General features: G+C 39.4%; 15 protein-coding genes. 11 read left to right on the top strand and 4 right to left on the bottom strand.

The genetic code is table 11. The features are described from left to right. Positions 1-31: 31 nt before the first annotated feature. Genes ftsY through R3X28_RS10965 form a run of 3 tightly spaced genes read left to right on the top strand, consistent with a single transcriptional unit; the run spans position 32 to position 2,279 of the window. Positions 32-988, top strand: a complete 957-nt coding sequence (gene ftsY / locus R3X28_RS10975; RefSeq protein ID WP_154368510.1) for a signal recognition particle-docking protein FtsY — start codon at positions 32-34, stop codon at positions 986-988. Continuing rightward, a complete protein-coding gene (locus tag R3X28_RS10970; RefSeq protein WP_317664287.1) occupies positions 988-1,869 on the top strand; it encodes a DUF2911 domain-containing protein in 882 nt (293 codons plus the stop codon). Before ftsY ends, R3X28_RS10970 begins: the two co-directional genes overlap by 1 nt. Positions 1,870-1,871: 2 nt before the next feature. After that, on the top strand, positions 1,872-2,279 hold the full coding sequence (locus tag R3X28_RS10965) for a hypothetical protein (RefSeq protein WP_317664285.1): 408 nt from the start codon (positions 1,872-1,874) through the stop codon (positions 2,277-2,279). 21 nt (positions 2,280-2,300) lie between these two features. Here R3X28_RS10965 and R3X28_RS10960 read toward each other — a convergent pair whose 3' ends face one another. Then, positions 2,301-3,404 (bottom strand): serine hydrolase, encoded by a 1,104-nt coding sequence (locus R3X28_RS10960; RefSeq protein WP_317664283.1) that lies wholly within the window; start codon positions 3,402-3,404, stop codon positions 2,301-2,303. 124 nt (positions 3,405-3,528) lie between these two features. On the opposite strand from R3X28_RS10960, the gene rimO reads away from it, so the two are divergent. Both rimO and R3X28_RS10950 read left to right on the top strand, forming a co-directional pair. Further along, positions 3,529-4,833 carry a 30S ribosomal protein S12 methylthiotransferase RimO gene (rimO, locus tag R3X28_RS10955; RefSeq protein ID WP_317664281.1) on the top strand — a complete coding sequence of 435 codons (1,305 nt, stop codon included), beginning with the start codon at positions 3,529-3,531 and terminating at the stop codon, positions 4,831-4,833. Between the two features lie 115 nt (positions 4,834-4,948). Further along, positions 4,949-6,271 carry a GntP family permease gene (locus tag R3X28_RS10950; RefSeq protein WP_317664280.1) on the top strand — a complete coding sequence of 441 codons (1,323 nt, stop codon included), beginning with the start codon at positions 4,949-4,951 and terminating at the stop codon, positions 6,269-6,271. On the opposite strand, the gene R3X28_RS10945 is transcribed toward R3X28_RS10950, so the two are convergent. Then, positions 6,268-8,721 carry a M14 family metallopeptidase gene (locus tag R3X28_RS10945; RefSeq protein WP_317664279.1) on the bottom strand — a complete coding sequence of 818 codons (2,454 nt, stop codon included), beginning with the start codon at positions 8,719-8,721 and terminating at the stop codon, positions 6,268-6,270. The two genes, R3X28_RS10950 and R3X28_RS10945, sit on opposite strands and share 4 nt — an antisense overlap. Positions 8,722-8,890: 169 nt before the next feature. Here R3X28_RS10945 and bshC point away from each other — a divergent pair, with 169 nt between their 5' ends. The 3 genes from bshC to R3X28_RS10930 are packed head-to-tail and all read left to right on the top strand — an operon-like array spanning position 8,891 to position 13,292. Then, on the top strand, positions 8,891-10,495 hold the full coding sequence (gene bshC / locus R3X28_RS10940) for a bacillithiol biosynthesis cysteine-adding enzyme BshC (protein WP_317664278.1): 1,605 nt from the start codon (positions 8,891-8,893) through the stop codon (positions 10,493-10,495). Between the two features lie 10 nt (positions 10,496-10,505). Beyond that, positions 10,506-11,897 (top strand): ArnT family glycosyltransferase, encoded by a 1,392-nt coding sequence (locus R3X28_RS10935; RefSeq protein ID WP_317664277.1) that lies wholly within the window; start codon positions 10,506-10,508, stop codon positions 11,895-11,897. A 24-nt stretch (positions 11,898-11,921) separates the two neighbouring features. Next, positions 11,922-13,292, top strand: coding sequence for a pyridoxal phosphate-dependent decarboxylase family protein (locus R3X28_RS10930; protein ID WP_154368492.1), 1,371 nt, complete (start codon positions 11,922-11,924; stop codon positions 13,290-13,292). Between the two features lie 7 nt (positions 13,293-13,299). Here R3X28_RS10930 and R3X28_RS10925 read toward each other — a convergent pair whose 3' ends face one another. Further along, positions 13,300-13,842, bottom strand: a complete 543-nt coding sequence (locus R3X28_RS10925) for a pyridoxamine 5'-phosphate oxidase family protein (protein ID WP_154368490.1) — start codon at positions 13,840-13,842, stop codon at positions 13,300-13,302. Between the two features lie 320 nt (positions 13,843-14,162). After that, entirely contained in the window at positions 14,163-14,543 is a 381-nt protein-coding gene (locus R3X28_RS10920; protein WP_154368488.1) for a hypothetical protein, read from the bottom strand. Positions 14,544-14,913: 370 nt separating this feature from the next. On the opposite strand from R3X28_RS10920, the gene guaA reads away from it, so the two are divergent. Genes guaA through R3X28_RS10905 form a run of 3 tightly spaced genes read left to right on the top strand, consistent with a single transcriptional unit; the run spans position 14,914 to position 19,051 of the window. After that, positions 14,914-16,446, top strand: a complete 1,533-nt coding sequence (guaA, locus tag R3X28_RS10915) for a glutamine-hydrolyzing GMP synthase (RefSeq protein WP_317664275.1) — start codon at positions 14,914-14,916, stop codon at positions 16,444-16,446. A gap of 2 nt (positions 16,447-16,448) precedes the next feature. Continuing rightward, on the top strand, positions 16,449-18,644 hold the full coding sequence (locus R3X28_RS10910; RefSeq protein ID WP_317664273.1) for a LysM peptidoglycan-binding domain-containing protein: 2,196 nt from the start codon (positions 16,449-16,451) through the stop codon (positions 18,642-18,644). 2 nt (positions 18,645-18,646) lie between these two features. After that, complete coding sequence (locus tag R3X28_RS10905; protein ID WP_154368482.1) at positions 18,647-19,051, top strand: OsmC family protein; 405 nt, start codon at positions 18,647-18,649, stop codon at positions 19,049-19,051. The last annotated feature ends 3 nt before the right edge of the window (positions 19,052-19,054 follow it).

Genomic DNA, 19,054 nt, shown 5'->3' with positions numbered 1-19,054 from the left:
TTATATCTTTGGTGAAAATTGTTCAGGTATTATGAGTTTATTCAAAAAGATTTTTTCCTCACAAAAAAAAGAGTCCTTGGATAAAGGATTGGAAAAGACCAAAACCTCTTTTTTCTCTAAATTAAGTAAAGCCGTTGCCGGAAAAGCAAAAGTCGATGACGATGTTCTCGACAATCTTGAAGAGGTATTGGTTTCATCTGACGTGGGTGTCGACACTACATTGAAGATCATTGATCGTATCGAAGCACGGGTGGCCAAAGATAAATATATGGGTACCGACGAGTTGAATATGATTTTACGTGAGGAAATTGCAGGTTTACTATCAGAGACCCATGTTGGCGAAGAGACCGATTATAGTATTCCAAAAGATAAAAAGCCATATGTAATTATGGTCGTGGGTGTTAACGGAGTGGGCAAGACCACGACTATCGGAAAGTTGGCCTATCAATTTAAAAAACAAGGGCTCAAAGTTGTACTTGGTGCTGCGGATACCTTTAGGGCAGCGGCAATAGATCAATTACAGGTTTGGGCAGATCGCGTAGATGTGCCGATAGTAAAACAAAAAATGGGAAGTGATCCTGCTTCTGTAGCTTTTGATACGTTGAGTTCGGCTGTTACCCAAGATGCGGATGTTGTAATCATAGATACAGCGGGAAGATTGCACAACAAGGTAAATTTAATGAATGAGCTTACCAAGGTAAAGCGGGTAATGCAAAAAGTGGTCGAAGATACGCCCCATGACGTATTACTGGTATTGGATGGGTCTACGGGACAGAATGCCTTTGAACAGGCTAAACAGTTCACCAAGGCCACCGAGGTAACTTCCCTAGCGGTTACCAAATTGGACGGTACGGCCAAAGGTGGTGTGGTTATCGGAATATCCGATCAGTTTCAGATTCCGGTTAAATATATTGGAGTAGGGGAAGGTATCGAAGATCTTCAGGTATTCAATAAATTTGAGTTTGTAGATTCCTTTTTCAGCATTTAATGGCTAGAGGACTTCTCTTGATTTTTGCAATTTTGATTTTTGGGGAATTATCCGCACAGATTAATCATCCTAAAGCAAGTCCTTATGCATCGATAAGTCAAGATGTCGGACTTACGAATATACACGTAGAATATTCAAGGCCCGCCGTTCGTGGTAGGAAAATATTCGGCGAATTGGTCCCATATGGTCGAATATGGCGCGTAGGTGCCAATGAATCAACCAAAATCACTTTTAGCAGTAATGTAATGGTGAACGATAGTGTCCTGGAAAAAGGGACATATGCTCTTTATGCTTTCCCGGAAGCAAACAATTGGGAAGTCGTATTTCACAAAAACATAACCCATTGGGGTGATGGTAGGGATAATTATAATCCTGCTGAAGATGCACTACGCGTGCAGGTAAAGCCAAATTCTTCAAAGGAATTCCAGGAGAATTTTTTAATCAGTTTTGATAGTATTGACCATAATTCCTTGCAAATGACCTGGCATTGGGCCTATACCCAAATACGGATTCCCATTCATGTAGATACCCATAGTTTTATGCAAGGGCAAATTGAAAGCGAATTGAAAGCCAATCCTTCAGCACAAACATATTATGAAGCTGCCCGGTATTATCAAGAACAGGGGATAAGGTATAAAGAGGCTTTGGAGTATTTAGATAAAGCCATCGAAATAGGAGGTGATACATATTATTTCAACAGGGTTAAATCATTGGTAGAGGCGGCCATGGAAGATTATAGTTCAGCAATTTCCTCGGCCCAAAAATCATTGGAACTTGCTAATCTTCAGGGTAAGGATGAATTTGTTCGAATGAATGAAGAGAATATTGCAAAATGGAAGGCCCGTTTGATCAAGAATCAGCCAAATTCGAAAAACAGATAATCATGGATAATTTATTTTTAAGTTTTTACGTACTCGAAGGGTTACAGAAAAAATCCATTGTTCATAAAAAACATGTAGGTACCGCTATTTACAAATTGGTATCATGTTTCACGGTTTTCTTTTTTTATTTGGTCAATTTGTCCTTGTATTTATTTTACTCGCTTTTCAGTTTCAAAATGAGTTTTAGTCTTTGGCCTTACAGGTGGTATTTGATAATAGGGTTTCTGGTCATTGTATTGGGAATCAGTATGTATTTGAAAAAATATTATTTAACCAAATATCCCAATCCCATAAACCTTAAAAGTTTTGATAAAGCGACAATAAGGAAATTCAGGATAAATGTTGTTACGATTTCCTTATTGGTAATATTGCCTATATTGATTTTTGCGGTGTATCTCCTGTTTATTTAGCCCCTTTTAGAAGGGACAGATCTAATTGATGACTGCATTTATTTTTTCCCATAAGGTATTGTCAAAACTAGACGGACCCAATTGCATTTCTCCTGCGCTTTCCCCGCATCTTACGATTACCAGGTCCTTGCTGGGAACAACATAGATTTTCTGGTCATTGGCTCCTAGGGCGGCAAACATGTCATCTGGCGCGTTGGGTACAAGAGGGCCTGAGTTACTGGTTGTAGATGTGGTGCCTACATAATTTTCTTTTCCATTTAGCCACCATAGATAACCGTAAGATTTATTAATGTCCTGTGAAGTGTTCGTCATCGCATCAAAATAGGATTTACTTACTATCGCTGTACCATCCCAAATTCCTTCGTTCAGCATAAGGAGTCCAAATCTAGCCATGCTACGGGTGTTACTGTTATAAATGTTCAGTCCTAAGCTACTTGTCCAATTACCTTCCATTCCGATTTTATCCGAGATTTTGGTTTTACAATATTCTTGAAAAGAGACACCGGTACTTTGCGATATCATATCTTGAAGAAGCATATAAGCTCCTTGGTGATAGGCCCAAATCGTACCAGCATCGGCTGTATATTCCAAACAGGTAGGCAGTTTACATACCCAAGGAACGTAGTCCCCTAAGTGTGGGGTAAGTCCCGTTGTCATCGTAAGATGATGCTTTACGGTTATCAAATCTTGCTTATCAATACTTAATTGGCTCCAGTTATCGCCCAAATAATCCGATGTTTTGTTGTTGATGTCCAATATTCCCTCGTCTTGGGCAATACCGACAAACGTTGCCGTTAAGCTTTTGGCGGCTGAATACCATGTCCATTCTGCATTTTGATCATGACCGTTAAAATACTTTTCAAAAACTATTCGGCCGTTTTTTAAAACAATGAACCCTTTGGTGTTGGTTTCTTCCAGATAGGCATTCAATGCATCCTCGTTCTCCGTATTCCAATCTAATTGGGAAGATGTTACCGTTTCCCAAGTGATACCCTCTAATGGGGGAAAATACATTCCGATAGGTTCCTCTTCGATGATTTCAGTGTCGTTTTTATCCGAATCATTGCTACATCCCATGATCAGGGTGATGAAGATGGTGAGAAAAGTATATGAAAGTTGTTTCATTGGTCTTATGATTTTAGTTTTGATGACAAAATCCGTCTAAGGTTTAACGAAAAAAATCAAGAAATCGTCTTTAATCGCAATAGTTCCTATGTCAAGTTGTATTTTTGCACCCCATTAAAAAGCTATGCGAACAAAATCACTTAAGAAGAACAAAATCAACGTAGTAACCTTAGGTTGCTCTAAAAACGTGTACGATTCCGAAATACTCATGGGGCAATTGAAGGCCAATGATAAAGAGGTCGTTCACGAAGAGGAAGGCAATGTGGTCGTTATAAATACCTGTGGTTTTATTGATAATGCCAAGGAAGAAAGTGTGAACACCATTTTGGATTATGTTCAAAAGAAAGAGGCTGGTGAAGTTGATAAGGTCTTTGTGACCGGTTGTTTAAGTGAACGTTATAAGCCAGATCTACAGAAAGAGATTCCTGATGTTGACGCCTATTTCGGTACTAGTGAATTGCCGAATTTGTTAAAGGCCCTTGGTGCGGATTACAAGCATGAGTTGATTGGTGAAAGGTTAACAACGACCCCAAAGAATTACGCCTATCTTAAAATTGCCGAAGGTTGTGACAGGCCATGTTCGTTTTGTGCCATTCCGTTAATGCGTGGAAAACACAAAAGTAAGCCCATTGAGGATTTGGTCATTGAAGCTGGTAAATTGGCAGCCAAGGGCGTTAAAGAATTGATTCTGATTGCCCAGGACCTAACCTATTATGGGTTGGATATCTATAAAAAAAGAAATTTGGCTGAATTGCTCCAGGAATTGGTGAAAATCGATGGTATAGAATGGATTCGATTGCATTATGCATTTCCTACAGGTTTTCCGATGGATGTGTTGGATGTCATGAACAAAGAGCAGAAGGTCTGCAATTATTTAGATATACCCCTGCAACATATCTCTGATAGTATTTTGAAGAGTATGCGTCGCGGTACCAATCAGGAAAAAACCACAAAGTTGATCGCTGATTTTAGGCAATATGTACCGAATATGGCCATTAGAACCACATTGATCGTTGGTTATCCGGGTGAAACGGAGGAAGATTTCCAAACATTAAAAAATTGGGTAAAGGCCATGCGTTTTGAACGTTTGGGTTGTTTTACCTATAGTCATGAGGAAAACACCCATGCTTATAACTTGGAGGATAACGTTCCGGAAGAAGTTAAGCAGGAACGTGCCAATGAGATCATGGAAATACAATCGCAGATTTCGTGGGAGCTGAACCAAGAAAAAATCGGGAATACCTTCCAATGTATCATAGATCGTAAAGAGGGTAATTATTTTGTGGGTAGAACGGAATTCGATTCGCCCGATGTAGATAATGAAGTGCTTATCGATGCATCCAAATTTTATTTGAAGCAAGGGGAATTTGCAACTATAAAGATTATAGAAGCTGCTGATTTTGACCTTTACGGCGAGCCGGTTTCATAGTTAAAGATTACGGAATATATAGGTTGGTCCTGTCTTAAATTGATAAGGATTTAGGGTGAAGGCAATATAATCCTTATTTTTAGGAATACATATAACCAAAGCCCGGCCGCATTCAATGTTGTATATCTTCGCCTTATTACTTTCCTTGGTATTTATTGTATTGGAAATCGTAAAATGGAAAATCCATCCATTTTTTGTGCTCCTTATTGCTGCCATATCATATGGTTTTATCACCGGAATGGAAATCCCACAAATATTAAGTGCCATCAATGATGGTTTTGGGGGCTTAATGGGTAAAATAGGCTTGATCATATTTTTTGGTGTGGTCATAGGAACGGTTTTGGAAAAATCTGGGGGTGCTATGGTGATTGCCGTGAAGATGATTAAGGTCATTGGGGAAAAATCGATTCACTTGGCGATGCTGCTAACAGGTTATTTGGTATCTATTCCCGTTTTTGCCGATAGTGCATTTATTATGCTGAATTCCTTGAACAAAGCATTGTCCGACCAAGCAAAAACATCATATGCCGGGACCTCAGTAGCTTTGGGTCTGGGGCTTTTCGCGACCCATGTAATGGTGCCTCCGACTCCAGGACCTATTGCCGCTGCAGGAATTTTAAAGGCCGATTTGGGCAATGTTATTTTGTGGGGAATCATAGTAAGTTCTATTTCGCTTGTACCTAGCTATTTTTTTGCAACCAAGATGGCCTCTAAGACGAAAATCCCGATTGTATTGGAAGCTGTTAAAGAAAGAGACTACCGTCCTAAGCTTTGGGTGTCGTTGTTGTCGATTCTGGTACCTATAGTTTTGATCATCTTGAAATCGGTCTTTGAATATCCGGGAACTCGTTTGGCAACGAATATATTTTATACTGCGATTTCTTTTCTGGGAACCCCTGTAATTGCCCTTTTGATTGGGGTAGGCCTTTCCTTGCTGTTGCCTAAAAAGCTTGATGAAAAAGTATATGCAGCAAGTGGTTGGTTCGGGGATGCCGTAAAATCGGCCGCCCCCATACTTTTAATAACCGGTGCAGGCGGAATTTTTGGAAATATGTTACAGAGTTCGGGCATTGCCGAATTGATCACCGAAAATTTCTCCGATTTGAGTATCGGTATATTTTTACCCTTTTTGTTGGCTGCTTGTTTAAAAACCACCCAGGGTTCCTCTACAGTTGCTTTGATAACCACAGCTTCGATTATTGCTCCTATAATGCCCGCTTTAGGTTTGGAAAGTACAATGATGACAACCATGACCGTTTTGGCAATTGGGGCCGGTTCTTTGGTAGTGTCCCATGCCAATGACAGCTTCTTTTGGGTCTTTACACAATTGACAGGTATGGATGTTAAACAAGGCAATAAAACATTGACCTTGGGGACATTGATTCTTGGGGTTTCGGCAATTTGCGTAATTTATTGTATCACTTTATTCGTGGATTAATTCACCATAAACAAGGCGTTCGCGAACAAAAGTTTTCCATTTTCCCAGAAGCCCCTGAACAGGGGGTCGTCTATCATATAAATGACTTGGCCCGATCCATGGGATTCAACCCCGAATATTAAAGTATTGGCTATTTTCTTTTGGGCTTCACTTCCTGCAAAACCCGCAACAGGTATATTTTGTCCGTCTTCTAGGTAAACAACAGAACCATTTCTTAAATATTCATAAGCGTCCGATCCGTTTTTTAAAGTGAAGTAGGTATCCTTATATCCATAAGCCAGTGGATGGGTATTGTCGACTTTCGTTCTGAATATTGCCCCGGTAATATTGTTTTTAATGGACTCCCTTTGTGTTTCGTCAAATACCTCTAGGTTTAGTGTGGAATCTATAGGAACTGCCTTGGATTCGATGGCAAAACCACTTTCGCCCAAAAGTCCCTTGATCGCACCGCCCATGGCAATCAGTTTCCCTCCATTGAGTACCCAATCATTCAGCTCTTCTTTAAAGGCCATATCCATAAAATCAATATAACCAGATCCACTTGGTAGAATTAAAATATCGTAAGACGAAAGGTCAATTCGATTAAGATAATCCGAATCTATGACGGTTAGGGGGTAGTTTAGTTGTTGTTCAAAGAAATGCCAGATTTCACCGAATTTAAGGGTTGATGTTGGTTTTCCCGATAGCATGGCAATCTTGGACTCTTTGATCATTTGTACGTGATTAGAGCCGAAATCCTTACCTGAATCTACCAAGCCTGATGCAACAGGCTGTAGTGAAATGTCGTGTTTGTCAGTGATTTCCTTTAAGTTCTTTAAAAATGACTTAAGGTTTTGGTTATCAGCTTTGGATATGATCAAACTTCCTCTTTGGTAGGTTTTTCCTTCAATGGAAAATGGCTTTGTAGAATACCTTACTTTGATTTTGTTCTTTAATAGCCCAGCTAAAAATTTAGCATCTTTAAAGCTGTTCCATTCGGTCAAATAAGCATAAGCACTAGGAGATAGGCTTGGTTTTGTAACTTTTTCCCTTACATATGGCTCTTTGGTTATCAAGTTTTGGGAAGCTATAGCATCTAAACCATATGCATAAGGTAAGGACCATGCGGTAATGTCATAAGTGACCGAATCGCTGAGTTTTGTCATGGGTTCAAAGAGAACTTTTACCAAGGTTCTCTTTGGCTGGTCAATATTGATTACCAGATTGGTTTTCGATAATTTTATAGTTCCGGTCTTACCGGTGCTGTATTTAAACCCTTTAAGGCTGGTTGGTTTAACCTGGCCATATGCTATTTCATGCATATCCAACAATTTCGTAAGTGCCAAAATGCGATCAGGGTCGCCGTCTAAAACATAGCTTTTGTAGGTGTAATTTTTGTTAGCATAAAACTTCTCGAACTCTTTGTTCAATTCTATTGCGTTTTTTGAAGCGACTTCAACCGTTGATAAGCCGGTGACCTTATGGTGTGCAATTCTATCTTTCAAGGTAAGGGTGTCGCCGATTCCGGTTACTATCCCTAATCCGGCCCTTCCGCTACCTCCTTGTTCATAAGTCATTCCTATACTTCCGGTGTACATAGGGTAGGTGTCCCCATAACTGGGATAAAGTAGATCAAAAACTTCCTTTGTAAAATAGAACCAGCCGTTGGTATCAAAATATTTTGCATGGTTTTTACCGATGGTGGCTTGGAATGCTCTCTGAAATGGTGTGATAACTTCATGATACGGTTCTGCGGCCGGAGCAAAATAGTACGGGCTATCAACGCCCTGTTCGTGAAAATCTACATGAACGTGGGGCAGCCATTCATTGTAAACTTTTATTCGATATTGGCTTTCAACTTGGGTAAGCCAGGCCCAATCCCTATTAAGGTCGAACATATAATGGTTGCTACGACCGCTCCACCAACCTTCATGGTGTTCCTTGCTATTGGGGTCAATATTGTTCGGGGTGTTTTTATACTGGTTGTACCAGTTTACATAACGATCCCGACCATCCGGATTAATACAAGGATCGATCAATACTACAGTGTTCTCAAGGTACTCTTTTTTTTGGGTCAATAAATCATATATGGTTTGCATAGAAGCCTCTGTACTTACGCTCTCATTACCATGCACATTATAGCTTAGCCAAACAATAGCTATGGGTGAATTACCTGCTTCGGTTGTGCTTTTAAGGTGTTCGGTTCGTATCGCTTCAATGTTCCTGATATTTGAAGGTGTGGAGACCGTAGCTATTAATAAAGGCCTGCGCTCATTGGTTTTGCCATATTCTTGAAGTAAAACCTGGTCTGGAGCATTCTTTGCCAGATATTGATAATAATCAACAACCTCGTGGTGCCGAGTGAAATGGGTGCCCAGTTCATATCCCAAAAACTCGGAAGGGGATTTTATATCTTGGGCTGATAAACTTAGGGTAAGGGCGGTCGTTAATAGAAGTAGAAGTCGCTTCATGTTCGGTATTAAAGTTTGTTCGGGTTTAATTTAATGATAAAAACGATACATAGGCCCAACATTCTATGATGTGCTTGCTTTTGTGGTTTAAGGGACGCAGTAATTAACGTATTTTTAGGAACAAGAAAAAACAAGTGTTTTATCTTTACCTCTATTTTTTAATGTTTATATGGATATTGATTGTTTGCCCTTTAAGGATACGGGATATTTTTCCGATTTAATTTGTGATTACATTGAGGACAAGGAAGGTCTAAGGCCTTTTTTCAACCGCTATCCGAATGTTGGGAATTTCAAGGACCAATTAGAGGAAAAATCCAGAAACTATCCAGAGGAAAATCGAACCGTGCTTTTCGAAGCGCTTCAAAGGCAATATGAAGGGGTCATGATTTCCCAGAAAACCAAGGATAATTTAATACAGCTAAAAGAACCCATTACTTTTACGATTACGACCGGGCACCAATTGAATTTATTTTCCGGGCCGCTTTATTTTCTCTATAAGATTATTTCTACCATTAATTTAACTATTGCACTGAAAAAGCAATATCCTAGGTTCAACTTTGTGCCGGTTTATTGGATGGCTACCGAGGACCATGATTTTGACGAGATCAATTACTTTAATTTCAGGAATAAAAAAATTCAATGGAACAGGGATGCTTCCGGACCTGTAGGGCGATTCAATACCAAAGGACTTGAGGGTATTTACGATACCTTCGCCAATGAATTGGGGGGTGGTACAAATGCGGAGGAGTTGAAAGATCTTTTCAAAAATGCCTATTTAGGGCATAGCACCCTTGCAGGGGCTACTAGGTATCTTGCTAATGAACTTTTTGGTTCTCAGGGTCTTGTAATCGTTGATGGGGATGATAAGAGTTTAAAAAAGTTATTGGTCCCCTATGTTGAAAAGGACATTTTTGATAATGTCTCCTTCCATAAGGTGACAGAGACTATTCCAAAATTGGAAAAGCTTTCAGATTCGTACCGTATTCAAGTCAATCCAAGGGAAATAAATTATTTTTATATAAAGGATGGTATTCGAGAGCGTATTGTTGCTGTAAAGGATAAATTCCATATAAAAAGTACTGATATTAAGTTCAGTAAGGAAGGGTTGTTACAAGAATTGGAAGCGTATCCCGAAAGATTTTCGCCCAATGTAATTGCACGTCCGTTATACCAGGAAATCATTCTGCCGAACCTCTGTTATATTGGAGGAGGAGGGGAATTGGCCTATTGGTTGGAGTTAAAGGCTTCATTCGATGCCATGGGAGTTACCTTTCCCATTTTATTGCCCAGAAATTCAGCTATTGTCATAACTGAAAAACAACGGCAGAAATTGGATAAGATGAACTTATCGGTTGCCGACCTGTTTTTAAAACGAAACCATTTCATCAATAAGAAAATAAGGAAAATCTCAAATATAGATATTGATTTCTCTCCTCAGAAGAAATTTCTGAAGGATCAATTCAAGTCTATGTACGATATTGCCTCAAAAACCGACGCGTCTTTTTTAGGAGCGGTTAAAGCACAGGAAGTTAAGCAATTAAAGGGTTTGGATGTATTGGAAAATCGCTTGCTCAAAGCGCAAAAACGCAAACTTAAGGATCATGTAGAACGAATGACCCAACTTCAGGACGAATTGTTCCCGGGGCAATCGTTACAAGAACGTAACCTCAATTTTTCCGAATTGTATCTAGAATTTGGCCAAAGGTTGATACCCATGTTGTTCAAGGCACTGGACCCACTTAAATTGGAATTCGTGATACTAATCGCAGAATAGATTTATGGCCTTGGGAAAGAATTCAATAAATCGAATAGAAATACTTTCCTTTTTATCGTTTTTCGCCATTACCGGTATTACTTTTTTTAAATCCGCATTGGAGCTCGAAGATGCGGAACAGGCTTATTATTCACAATGGTTGCGGTGGGGCTATGATGATCAACCGCCCTTGTACACTTGGTTGCAATATGGTGTAAATCAAATATTCGGTAGTCATAAAATATCATTTTCACTACTTAGAGGGGTAATTTTCGCATGTATATTATTGTTGGTCTGGCAATTTGCTCGTAAGGTTATCAAAGACAGTAAAAAGAGCGAGTTGGTGGTGTTTGGGTTGGTTTTGATTCCTGTATTTATTGATTTTACTTTTAGAAGACTTTCCCATACTTCCTTGTTATGTGGAGCTGTGGTCGTATCTTATTTAGTCCTACAACAATTGGTGCATTACAAAACATGGAAAAATTATGCGCTTTTAGGTTTGGTGGTGGGTATCGGAATCTTATCCAAGTACAATTATGTGCTTTTTTTGGCAGCACTTGGGGCAACATTGTTTTTTGATGAGTCCCTACGAAAAGTGGTAAGCAGCAAAAAGATGGTTTTGGCCTTTCTCATTGTTTTGGCGCTTACATTACCTCATTTTTATTGGCTTTTAGGACCTGGGGGTTATGCGTCCGAGCTGGGGGAAAGTGTGAGTATAAAAACACAGAATGAAAGTGGTGAAGGCATATTCATAATAGGTCCGTTGTTTTCCTTACTTTTGAATTTGTTAAGATTGATAGCCCCTTTAATGGCGGTTTTTATTTTGACATTTTCTTTGAAAAAGATTCGATTCAGAAGACCCGAACTAGACTGTTTGGCTAAAATGGCCCTTGCCCAATTGGCTGTTTTAGTACTCTTTTTTGTTGTTTTGAACGTGCAAAAGGTAGAAGAAAGATGGTTGTTGCCATTGGTGTTGCCGTTTATGGTATTGCTTATGCGTTCGGTAGAATTTAAATCGGTCACTAAATGGTCTTCTTATGGATTTGTCCTTTTTCTTATTGTGGTCGGTTTCCAAGTATTGCGGACACCGGTAGAAAAGGTAATGGGGATTCCGTCTTCGGTACATTTTGGTTTTGAGCCCTTGAATGATGTACTCGAAAAGAAGTACGATGATAAAATATGGATGCTGCCAGATGTCACCTACGCAGGAAATGTCAAATTACTCAACCCTGAGAAGGAAGTCTTTGCAAAAGATGATTTTTCTTTGCCCATATCAAAGCTTTTGAATATAGAAGGGGTAGAAGTGATGTTAAAAAGGGATGTAACGGGTAATGAAAAGGTGCTCGACAGTATCCTGAATTTCGGAAAAGAAAGGGATACCTTGTTTATTGTAAAGTTTGATGGGAACTTGTATACTCCCTGAATAAGTTGATTTAAAACTAGATTAATGCATAATATAGATATTGAAGTGGTTGAAATGACATTGGATGTCATGAAATACGCCATTAATAGAATGACACATACTTCACCGGAATTGGGTAAACCAAAGAGTGAAAAAGAACTCCGTGAATTGGTAGGTGAGACCATAACTGCTGATGGTATAGGAGGGGAGAATGCCTTTGGCCTTTTTAAAGATGTATTGGTGAAAGCTACCGTACCTATTGATCACCCAAGGCATTTGGCGTTTGTGCCGGCAGCTCCTACCAGGGCGGCTATCATGTTCGACCTGGTAACTTCGGCTTCAAGTATCCATGGTGCTTATTGGATGGAAGGTGCAGGAGGTATCTTCTGTGAAAATGAGGCCATGAAATGGCTGGTTTCCCTTACTGGACTACCAAAAGGGGCATTTGGGGTTTTTACCAGCGGTGGTACGGCGGCCAATTTATCCGCAATGGTCACGGCCAGGGAAAATTGGCGAAAAAATCCTGAGAACCGTAATGTGAAAGCATTGGTCATTACTTCTGAAGGCGCCCATTCATCTATTAAGGCAATGGCAAAAGTCATTGATGCCGATGTTCTTCTTGTTGAGACAGAGGATTTAATGACGGCAGACATGTTAAAAGAAAAAATTGCTGGTCTGGATCCAGATCAGCGCAAACGATTATTTTCGGTTGTGGCCACGGGAGGTACTACAAATGCCGGTATTATTGATGATTTAGAAGGCGTGGCAGAAGTTTGTGCAAAGGAGAATTTATGGTTTCATGTAGATGCTGCTTATGGTGGTGGTGCTTTAGCTGCAGATTCTGTAAGGCACTTGTTCCGTGGAATTGAAAAAGCGGATAGTATTACGATAGATCCGCACAAATGGCTTTTTTCACCCTATGATTGTGGGGCCGTAATTTATAAGAATCCCGAATTGGCCAAAGAGGCACATGCACAAGAAGGCTCTTACCTAGAGATTTTCAAGGATGAAGGGGCGAGAGGTTTCAATCCTGCGGATTACCAAATACAGTTAACAAGACGCGTAAGGGGATTGCCTCTGTGGTTTTCTTTGGCGATGCATGGTACAGATAAATATAGATGGGCGGTGGAAGAAGGTATGAAATTGGCAAACTTGGCCGGGGAACTTATAACGGATCATAATGAATTGGAGTTGGTACGTGAGCCCAGTCTATCCTGTGTACTGTTTAGACGTAAAGGTTGGTCCCCGGAAGATTATAGAACATGGACGTATAAGAACCATAAAGAAGGTTTTGCCTTGGTGACACCTACCACATGGAAAATAAATGGAATCCCGGAAACAGTTGCAAGGTTTTGTTTTATTAATCCGGATACTACTATTGAGGACATTGTCGCGATTTTGCAATCGATGGAGTGAAGATGGGTTAAGGAACCAAATGTTCACTAGTCCATTTATCACCTTTTTTATTGAATTTGGTTTTTCTGTGCCCTTCGGTATTAAGTTTTAATCGCTCAATACGAAAGGGTTCAATATCTACGATGGAAAAATAATCCCCGTCCTTTAAATATTCTACGGATTCAGGGTTGGTGATGGTAGTTCCCGGAGCTTCTGTGGTCAGATAATCTTTTCTAGCTTCATTACCGATGGTTTCCCAGGTTTTTTGAATTTGGAACTGGTCGGAATTAATCGTGGCCATCCCCTCGATACGTAATTGAAGAAGTTTTTCCGGGTGGTAAAACAACAAGCTGACTCTTGGGTTTTCTTTAATGTGCAAGACTTTTTTAGAGCGTTTATCGGTAAAAAAAGTCAATTTTAAATCGTTAGAGACATTTCTAAGGGCCACTAATCTGAGTCGGGCAAATTTATCTACCCCTAGGGTGGCGATAGTGAAATAATGATAGGGATGTTCCCGGTCCTTGGCGCCATTCTGTAGTTCCGATAGTATTTCTTCAAAAATGCTCTGCATGGTTAATGGTTATAATGACCTTATAAAGATAAAAAAAGAGCATGTAAATAGCTCTATAAATATTGGATACTTGGGGTTTAAAGAGTGTTTTTGAACGTTTTAAGGCAATTTTGTTTCAGTTGAAATTTATTTTTCCGAAAAAAAGTAGGGTATTTCAAATGATGGTTGTTATAGTTGTAATTGCTATGAATTGGAAAATTTAATTTAACAATCAATTCGTTCATGTGTTTAGGTTGGTTTTTGATTTTGATTAAAAAAGCCTCGATGTAGGGTCGAGGCTTTTTCATTTTCAAAGAAAGGTCGTTAAATGAAGTTTTAGCTTAAAGCCACTTTGAAAAGAAGTCCATGATTTCTTCCTTGAAATCGTAATGTAACTTTATATAATGTTTAAGGTCGTCATATAAAGAGCGTTTTTCATACTGTAGTTGACCGTCGATGTTCTTATAATGGTCGGCACTATGTAGGTTTCCTAATTTAGCCCTGCATCGATGCAATAATTTACCAATTGCATCACGCTCGATCAAAATCCTGTTCTGAAAGCCTTCGAGTTCCAATGACGATTTGTCAATATCTTCCCTTCCTGCTATTTCATCCAGTTTTTCCTGAAACATTTCCAATTCGGACATATGAAATTTCAATTCCCGTTTCCAAATCTCTAAATTAAATTTAAGGTCGCTTGAATATACTGCTTCTGTCTGCATATTATTTAGGTTTATGTTTATAAATAATCAATGTACATCTCGACTTGGCAGAATTCCTTTTAGAGCATCTGGGACGGCGCGCAATTTCAATTCAAAATCATAAGAATATGCTCTTGTAAGGCAGTATCGCCAAAAGGTTTGTTGTTACATAAAGATAAGGAATTTTCTTTCCAAATTGGTGGTGTTGGTCATCGAAATACCGAAGTAATGTGTACAAAATCCAATATTTATCCGGTTTGTTTGGTAAAGGTTGCTTTTATCCTTGGTTTTTTTGACTTGTTAGGCCGAATCTGTTTATAAGTTTTTTAATTCTTGAATAAATATACGTTCCATATACTTTCACAAAATTTCCATTTTACTATTTTTGCCCATGCAAAATAACGTCCTAATACTCGATTTTGGTTCCCAGTATACACAACTCATCGCTAGAAGGGTGAGGGAGCTCAACATTTTCTGTGAAATAAAACCGTATAATAAAGTGCCTAAAGACTTGTCTAGCTATAAAGCTGTCATTCTTTCGGGTTCCCCATTTTCAGTACGTTCTGAAGATGCACCCCATCCTGATCTTTCCGGGATCAAAGGAAAGTTGCCGTTATTGGGGGTATGTTATGGGGCCCAATATTTGGCCCATTTCAACGGGGGCAAGGTAGAGCCATCCAATACAAGGGAATATGGGAGGGCAAGGCTGACCAATATTAAAGGCGATGAGCCATTCTTCTATGGTATTATCGGTGGTTCCCAAGTGTGGATGAGCCATAGTGATACCATTCAGGAATTACCTGAAAATGCTGTTGTACTGGCCAATACCGTAGATGTTCAAAATGCAGCGTTCCGTATTGAAGGGGAAGATACCTATGCCATACAATTTCATCCTGAGGTCTATCACACTAGCCAAGGTAAAATTATATTACAGAACTTTCTTGTTCATATTGCAGGATTGGAGCAAACATGGACCCCAGATGCCTTTGTTGAAAAGACCGTTTCGGAATTAAAGGAAAAAATAGGCCGAGATAAGGTTATCCTAGGATTGTCTGGAGGCGTTGATTCAACAGTGGCAGCGGTTTTGTTGAACAAAGCTGTTGGGAAACAACTTCATTGTATTTTCGTTGATAACGGATTGTTGCGTAAAAATGAATTCCAAGAGGTACTGGATCAGTATCAGAATATGGGATTGAATGTAAAAGGGGTAGATGCTTCGGCACGCTTTTTGGATGCATTGAAAGGGGAAAGTGATCCCGAAAAGAAAAGAAAGATCATAGGTAAGGTCTTTATCGATGTTTTTGATGATGAGGCACATTTGGTCAAAGATGCGAAATGGCTGGCACAGGGTACCATTTATCCTGATGTCATTGAATCTGTTTCTGTAACGGGAGGGCCTTCGGCTACCATCAAAAGCCATCATAATGTTGGGGGATTGCCAGATTATATGAAATTGAAAGTGGTAGAGCCACTAAAAATGTTATTTAAAGATGAGGTTAGAAGGGTTGGTGCAAGTATGAAGATCAGTGGTGACCGATTGGGTCGCCATCCATTTCCAGGTCCAGGTTTGGCCATTAGGATATTGGGCGATATAACCCCTGAAAAAGTAGCTATATTGCAAGAAGTCGATGCCATTTTCATCAATGGATTACGGGAATGGGGACTTTATGATAAAGTTTGGCAGGCCGGAGCCATGCTTTTACCCGTAAATAGTGTAGGGGTAATGGGCGATGAAAGAACATATGAAAAATGTGTAGCTTTACGGGCCGTAGAAAGTACAGATGGTATGACTGCCGATTGGGTAGATCTGCCTTATGAGTTTTTACAGAAAACATCAAATGAGATAATAAACAAGGTACCGGGTGTTAATAGAGTGGTTTATGATATTAGTTCTAAGCCCCCGGCCACGATAGAATGGGAATAGATATGAATCAGTTTTTCAAGAATAGTATTGTATTGCTTCTTTTTATTTTTATAGGAAGTACTGCAATGGCCCAAAAATTTACCACCCACGCAGTTAAAAAAGGAGAAACGTTGGAAAGCATTTCCAAGCAATATAAAGTTACTCCTAGCACGATCCTTTCATATAATAAGGAGGTTCAACAGGGTAAAGCCATAAAGGCGAATACCATTTTGGTGATTCCTATTGGGGCAAAGGTTACTGAGGTTACCGAACAGGCCAAAGAAAAACAATCAGTTCCCGTTGTTGTAAATGAGAAGCCGGAACAGGAAGAACCTATTGGTTTTACTGAACATAAAGTTCGGAAAAGGGAAACCCTATATGGTATCTCACAGCGATATCATATTACCGAGGACGACATAAAAAGATATAATTCGGAATTATATTCTTCCCAGTTGAAAAAGGGAATGAGACTTAAAATACCTAAGTATAAAAGGGTTAAACCTGAAGATGTTGCAGCTATTAATGAGGAAGACTTTGAAATGTATACCGTTGCCCCAAAGGAAACCCGATGGAGTATCGCCCATAAATATGGTATTACTATAGATAGCATGTTGGTTTTGAATCCTGGTCTTTCAAAGACTACGGACTATTTGGCAGAAGGTCAAGAGATTAAGATGCCGAAATTGCCGGGAAGTACCATTAAGGGTCAAGAAACGCAATTGTACCTTTCCTATACCGTTCCGCCGAAAATGAATTTTTACCGGTTGGAAAAACAATTCAATGTAAAATCGGATGAAATCGTACGGTTGAATCCTGAAATAGCGGAACGTGGTGGATTAAAAGAAGGAATGGTCATTCGTATTCCAGAGAAAAAGGCCGATCCAGGAGAGGTGAATACCGATAACTTCAATTTTTATGAGGTAAAGCCAAAGCAGACCGAATTTTCATTAACCCGTAAATTCGGTGTTACCTATAAAGAGCTTTTAGATCTGAACCCTGACTTAAAAGATGGGCTAAAGGCAGGAATGGTATTGAAATTACCTAAAGACCAGAAAGGAAATTTTGAAGTGCGTAATTCCTTGGTGTTGGATAAAATAGATCTATTGGATAGTATAAATCCCATGAACCATCCAAAAATAATGTTTTTGTTGCCTTTTAGATTGGACCGTCTGGATCTAAAAGACAAGGAAGATGTTATGGAAACCATAGAGAACAGGAATAGCCTAAAATATAGCCTAGGACTTTACTCCGGAGCTTTAATGGCAATTGATTCCATTTCAAAATTGGGAGTGTCCGTAGATGTTAAGACCTTTGACAATCAATTGGATCTGGCAAAGACCAAAGAAATACTTTTAAAGGAAAATTTAGCTGATGTAAGCGCAATTGTAGGTCCATTAGATCTTCCTTCGTTGAAAGAGGTAGCGGTAAGGGCTTCCCAATATGACGTTCCGGTTATTGCCCCTATCCCGGCACAGAGTGACCTAAGTTTGGGCAATGTTTATTTTTCGTATACTTCCGATGAGGTTTTACGAACCAAAATGTTAGAATTCGTAGAGGAAAAGATTACCGATGAGAATATAATAATCATTGCTGATGAAAAAAGCCAGGCGGCCAAAGCCATGATTTTACAAAAATTCACTACTGCTAAGGTTCTTGAGGTGAAAGAGGAGAAAAAGAACATTGGGATCAATAGGGATAAGTTGGGAACGATGTTGTCAGAAAAAGTTGAGAATTGGGTTTTTGTTGAAACAGGGAATTTTAAATTGATTGCGAGTGTTGTCTCCATTTTAAATGCTTTTGAGGCTTCTTTGTTAAATGCGGAGTCAAGTAAGGAAAAGATAAAGGTACGTATGTTCACTACCGATAAGAACAAGGCATTCGATAATGAGATCATTTCCGGAAGTCATTTGTCGAATCTTAACTTTACTTATCCTTCAGTTTATCGAGAAGTGGCTAATAGTGCCTTTGTTAAGGCATATTCGAAACGTTTTGGTGATGTGCCCGATCGTTATGCGGTTCGTGGTTTCGATCTAACATATGACTTGCTTTTAAAATTGGCCTATAAGAACAATTTGATGGATGTTTCTAAGATTATCGGTGAAACCGAATATACCGGGAATAAATTTTCATATGAGAAGGACTTACATTCGGGGTACTTTAATCAGGCGTCCTATATCATGACTATTGATAGTCTTAGAGTGGTAGAGGCAAAAAATTGATTATGACTTCAAAAGTTATCTATACGGGAAATTTACGAACAACATGCGAGCATGTACGTTCTGGGGACACCTTTATTACCGATGCTCCTATAGATAACAATGGCTTGGGGGAAGCTTTTTCCCCAACCGATACCGTCGCGACGGGTTTGGCCAGTTGTATGATGACCATGATGGGAATAAAGGCAAGGGACTTGGAAATAAATATGGTTGATACCACCGCTCAGGTTACCAAACATATGGCCGCTGACCCCCGTAGGATCTCTAAAATCGAAGTTGATTTAAAACTACCGACCGATATTACGGATAAGCATCGTAAAATTTTGGAGAATACGGCAAGAACCTGTCCCGTTTTGTATAGCCTACATCCAGATATAGAAAAAGTTATTACCTTCAATTGGGTTTTGTAAAAT

Origin of the sequence: Maribacter sp. TH_r10 (genome assembly GCF_033101095.1) — a bacterium.
Lineage (GTDB): Bacteria > Bacteroidota > Bacteroidia > Flavobacteriales > Flavobacteriaceae > Maribacter_A > Maribacter_A luteus.
This window is presented reverse-complemented; position numbering and strand designations above follow the sequence as displayed.